2 tRNA genes and 3 rRNA genes are annotated in these 5,388 nt (G+C 48.2%); all 5 read left to right on the top strand.

Going from position 1 to position 5,388, the window contains the following annotated elements:
- Positions 1 to 123 precede the first annotated feature (123 nt).
- The 5 genes from Q1A18_RS18875 to rrf all read left to right on the top strand — a co-directional run bounded on the left by Q1A18_RS18875 (position 124) and on the right by rrf (position 5,388).
- Positions 124 to 1,642, top strand: a 16S ribosomal RNA gene (locus Q1A18_RS18875).
- A gap of 140 nt (positions 1,643 to 1,782) precedes the next feature.
- Positions 1,783 to 1,856: transfer RNA gene (locus Q1A18_RS18870), tRNA-Ile, on the top strand.
- A gap of 109 nt (positions 1,857 to 1,965) precedes the next feature.
- Positions 1,966 to 2,039 (top strand) — tRNA-Ala (locus Q1A18_RS18865).
- A 257-nt stretch (positions 2,040 to 2,296) separates the two neighbouring features.
- Positions 2,297 to 5,170: ribosomal RNA gene (locus Q1A18_RS18860) — 23S ribosomal RNA — on the top strand.
- 107 nt (positions 5,171 to 5,277) lie between these two features.
- Positions 5,278 to 5,388: ribosomal RNA gene (gene rrf, locus Q1A18_RS18855) — 5S ribosomal RNA — on the top strand.
- Together the 16S, 23S and 5S rRNA genes with 2 tRNA genes alongside form the textbook arrangement of a ribosomal RNA operon.

Here is a 5,388-nt window from a genome sequence, read left to right as displayed (position 1 = left end):
AAAGCGGTTGTTTTTTGAAAGAATGATACGTTCATTGAAAATATTGAAAAAGTAGAAAGATAAGGAAGAATTGCGAATTAAACGAGTTTATTCCACGAGCTAGACAAGATTAAAATTTTTTATACAACGAAGAGTTTGATCCTGGCTCAGGATGAACGCTAGCGGGAGGCCTAACACATGCAAGTCGAGGGGTAACATTGTCTTCGGACAGATGACGACCGGCGCACGGGTGAGTAACGCGTATGCAACCTACCTTTGACAGAGGAATAGCCCGGAGAAATCCGGATTAATACCTCATGGTATTTAAGACTCGCATGGGTTTTAAATTAAAGATTTATCGGTCAAAGATGGGCATGCGTGACATTAGCTAGTTGGTAAGGTAACGGCTTACCAAGGCTACGATGTCTAGGGGTTCTGAGAGGATGATCCCCCACACTGGTACTGAGACACGGACCAGACTCCTACGGGAGGCAGCAGTGAGGAATATTGGTCAATGGGCGCAAGCCTGAACCAGCCATCCCGCGTGAAGGAAGACGGCCCTATGGGTTGTAAACTTCTTTTCTGCACCAAGAATGGGCACTACGTGTAGTGTTTTGACGGTAGTGCAGGAATAAGCATCGGCTAACTCCGTGCCAGCAGCCGCGGTAATACGGAGGATGCAAGCGTTATCCGGATTTATTGGGTTTAAAGGGTACGTAGGTGGCCCTGTAAGTCAGTGGTGAAATCCTGCCGCTTAACGGTAGAACTGCCATTGATACTGCAGGGCTTGAGTACAGTTGAGGTAGGCGGAATGTGTAGTGTAGCGGTGAAATGCTTAGATATTACACAGAACCCCGATTGCGAAGGCAGCTTACTAAACTGTAACTGACACTGAGGTACGAAAGCGTGGGGAGCGAACAGGATTAGATACCCTGGTAGTCCACGCCGTAAACGATGCTCACTCGCTGTATGCAATACACAGTATGCGGCCAAGCGAAAGTCTTAAGTGAGCCACCTGGGGAGTACGTTGGCAACAGTGAAACTCAAAGGAATTGACGGGGGCCCGCACAAGCGGAGGAACATGTGGTTTAATTCGATGATACGCGAGGAACCTTACCTGGGCTTAAATGCAGAGCGACAGACGTCGAAAGATGTTTTTCTTCGGACGATTTGCAAGGTGCTGCATGGTTGTCGTCAGCTCGTGCCGTGAGGTGTCGGGTTAAGTCCCATAACGAGCGCAACCCTTACCGTTAGTTACCATCAGTTAGGCTGGGGACTCTAGCGGGACTGCCACCGTAAGGTGAGAGGAAGGTGGGGATGACGTCAAATCAGCACGGCCCTTATGTCCAGGGCTACACACGTGTTACAATGGCCAGTACAAAGGGCAGCTACCTGGTGACAGGATGCTAATCTCTAAAGCTGGTCTCAGTTCGGATCGAAGTCTGCAACCCGACTTCGTGAAGCTGGATTCGCTAGTAATCGCGCATCAGCCATGGCGCGGTGAATACGTTCCCGGGCCTTGTACACACCGCCCGTCAAACCATGGAAGCTGGGGGTACCTGAAGTCTGTGACCGCAAGGAGCGGCCTAGGGTAAAACTAGTGACTGGGGTTAAGTCGTAACAAGGTAGCCGTACCGGAAGGTGTGGCTGGAACACCTCCTTTCTGGAGCTTGGAATAGACATTAATCGGATGATTAGCATTTTTCTTTATCCCTACTTTTTTAAAAAATATAAGAGCAAAACGCGGAAAGCTGTCAGCTTTAAAGCTTGTAGCTTGAAGTTATAAAAGCTAAAAGAAAAGACAGTCCCGTAGCTCAGCTGGTTAGAGCGCTACACTGATAATGTAGAGGTCCCCAGTTCAAGTCTGGGCGGGACTACTGCCAAAGACAGACAAGAAGATGACAGAAAAGAAGATATCAGACCAAAGAACAAGAGAATGTTTTAAGTCTGAGATCTAAAGTCTAAAATCTGAAAGTCTAAGAACATGGGGGATTAGCTCAGTTGGCTAGAGCGCTAGATTTGCATTCTAGAGGTCAAGGGTTCGACTCCCTTATTCTCCACAAAGAAGTACGAAGTACACATGTGCAGCGTACATAAGAGAAGAAAAGTCGTAAACGACAAAACGTTCAAAAAAACATATTGGAACACTGATACGCCAGGAGGTGTAAAGATTCGGTTCGAATCCGGATGTATCAACATTAAGAGGTCTGTAACAGGACTTAGTACTTATGTACTCAGTACCTGGGATTATCTTTAAAGTTCTTTGACATATTGGGAAAACAAGAATGTAAATTACATTCAACCTTAAAAGAATCAAGAGAAAGTTATTAAGGGCGCACGGGGGATGCCTAGGCTCTCAGAGGCGATGAAGGACGTGATAAGCTGCGAAAAGTTGCGGGGATCGGCAAATACGAATTGATCCGCAAATATCCGAATGGGACAACCTGGTCTTCGGACCATCCGATTATGTCGGAAGCTAACCCAGGGAACTGAAACATCTAAGTACCTGGAGGAAGAGAAAACAAAAGTGATTCCGTAAGTAGTGGCGAGCGAACGCGGAACAGCCTAAACCAATATTGTTTCGGCAATGTTGGGGTTGTAGGACCACGACATTCGATAATACATTAAGTGGAAGTGTTTGGAAAGACACATCAGAGAAGGTGATAATCCTGTACACGTACATTGTATTAAAGATAGTGGTATCCTGAGTAGGGCGGGACACGAGAAATCCTGTCTGAATCTGCCGGGACCATCCGGTAAGGCTAAATACTACTGAGAGACCGATAGTGAACAAGTACCGTGAGGGAAAGGTGAAAAGCACCCTGAACAAGGGAGTGAAAAAGTACCTGAAACCGTGCGCTTACAAGCGGTTGGAGCTTCAATTTATTGGAGTGACAGCGTGCCTTTTGCATAATGAGCCTACGAGTTAGTCGTTACTGGCAAGGTTAAGGGTTTAAGACCCGGAGCCGAAGCGAAAGCGAGTCTGAATAGGGCGAATTAGTCAGTAGCGCTAGACGCGAAACCTTGGTGATCTACCCATGGTCAGGTTGAAGTTTTGGTAACACAAAATGGAGGACCGAACCAGGAAACGTTGAAAAGTTTTTGGATGAACTGTGGGTAGGGGTGAAAGGCCAATCAAACTGGGAAATAGCTCGTACTCCCCGAAATGCATTTAGGTGCAGCGTCGTGTATGAGTCTTATAGAGGTAGAGCTACTGATTGGATGCGAGGGCTTCACCGCCTATCAAATCCAGACAAACTCCGAATGCTATAAGATGCTTCACGGCAGTGAGGGCATGGGTGCTAAGGTCCATGTCCGAGAGGGAAAGAACCCAGACCATCAGCTAAGGTCCCCAAGTGTATATTAAGTTGAACAAACGAGGTCTGATTGCTTAGACAGCTAGGATGTTGGCTTGGAAGCAGCCATTCATTTAAAGAGTGCGTAACAGCTCACTAGTCGAGCGATCGGGCGTGGATAATAATCGGGCATTAAATATACCACCGAAGCTATGGATTTATGGTAGGGGAGCATTCCAATCTTGCGTAGAAGGTGTAGCGTGAGCTATGCTGGAGCGTTTGGAAAAGCAAATGTAGGCATAAGTAACGATAAAGCAGGTGAGAAACCTGCTCGCCGATAGACTAAGGTTTCCTGATCAACGCTAATCGGATCAGGGTTAGTCGGGGCCTAAGGCGTACCCGAGGGGGGAAGTCGATGGACAATTGGTTAATATTCCAATACCTTTTGATACTGCGATGGGGTGACGAAGTAATGAAAGACCCGCGTACTGACGGAATAGTACGTTAAATGGCGTAGGTTATGAGACTCATAGGCAAATCCGTGAGTTGAGCTGAAACCAGACAGTACCGAGAGCCTTCGGGCAATCGGATAGTGGTCCTAAGCGCTTCCAAGAAAAACCTCTAAGCTTCAGGTATCAAAAGCCCGTACCGCAAACCGACACAGGTAGTCAAGGAGAGAATCCTGAGGCGCTCGAGTGATTCATGGCTAAGGAACTAGGCAAAATCGCCCCGTAACTTCGGGAGAAGGGGCGCCCCACTCCGGTGGGGCCGCAGTGAAAAGGCGCATGCGACTGTTTATCAAAAACACATGGCTATGCTAAATTGAAAGATGATGTATATGGCCTGACACCTGCCCGGTGCCGGAAGGTTAAGAGGGGATGTTATCTTCGGAGAAGCATTGAATCGAAGCCCCGGTAAACGGCGGCCGTAACTATAACGGTCCTAAGGTAGCGAAATTCCTTGTCGGGTAAGTTCCGACCTGCACGAATGGTGTAACGATGTGCGCACTGTCTCGGCCATGAGCTCGGTGAAATTGTAGTCTCGGTGAAGATGCCGAGTACCCGCAACGGGACGGAAAGACCCCGTGAACCTTTACTGCAACTTCACATTGATTCTGGGTAAGTGATGTGTAGGATAGGACGGAGACTATGAAGCGGGCTCGCCAGGGCTTGTGGAGTCATCCTTGAAATACGTCCCTTTGCTTACTTGGAACCTAATCCCGTTAAACGGGAGACAGTGTGTGGTGGGTAGTTTGACTGGGGTGGTCGCCTCCAAAAGAGTAACGGAGGCTTCTAAAGGTGCCCTCATGACGATTGGTAACCGTCAGTAGAGTATAATGGTATAAGGGCGCTTGACTGCGAGACTGACAAGTCGACCAGGTACGAAAGTAGAGCATAGTGATCCGGTGGTTCCGTATGGAAGGGCCATCGCTCAAAGGATAAAAGGTACTCCGGGGATAACAGGCTGATCGCTCCCAAGAGCTCATATCGACGGAGCGGTTTGGCACCTCGATGTCGGCTCGTCACATCCTGGGGCTGGAGAAGGTCCCAAGGGTTGGGCTGTTCGCCCATTAAAGTGGCACGCGAGCTGGGTTCAGAACGTCGTGAGACAGTTCGGTCCCTATCTGTTGTGGGCGTTGGAAATTTGAGAGGGCCTGCCGCTAGTACGAGAGGACCGCGGTGGACATACCTCTAGTGTACCTGTTGTGGCGCCAGCTGCATTGCAGGGTAGCTATGTGTGGAAGGGATAAGTGCTGAAAGCATCTAAGCACGAAGCCTGCCTCAAGATGAGATTTCCTTTAAGGGTCGTGAGAGACTATCACGTTGATAGGCTGCAGGTGGAAGTTCAGCAATGGGCGTAGCCGAGCAGTACTAATTACCCGTAGACTTTCATTGTGATTTTAAGGTTTTAGGTTAATTTACATTTTTTCCCGGTATGTTAAACGTATTTAAGTGTTGAGTACGCTTCAAGATTAAATTGAAGTAGTAAGCAAAGCAAGAATTTAGGTGATTATTGCGGCGGGGTTCCACCTCTTCCCATTCCGAACAGAGAAGTTAAGCCCGCCAGCGCCGATGGTACTGCAGAAATGTGGGAGAGTAGGTCGTCGCCTTTC

This window comes from uncultured Sunxiuqinia sp., from assembly GCF_947495665.1.
In the GTDB taxonomy this organism is placed as follows: Bacteria; Bacteroidota; Bacteroidia; order Bacteroidales; family Prolixibacteraceae; genus Sunxiuqinia; species Sunxiuqinia rutila.
This window is presented reverse-complemented; position numbering and strand designations above follow the sequence as displayed.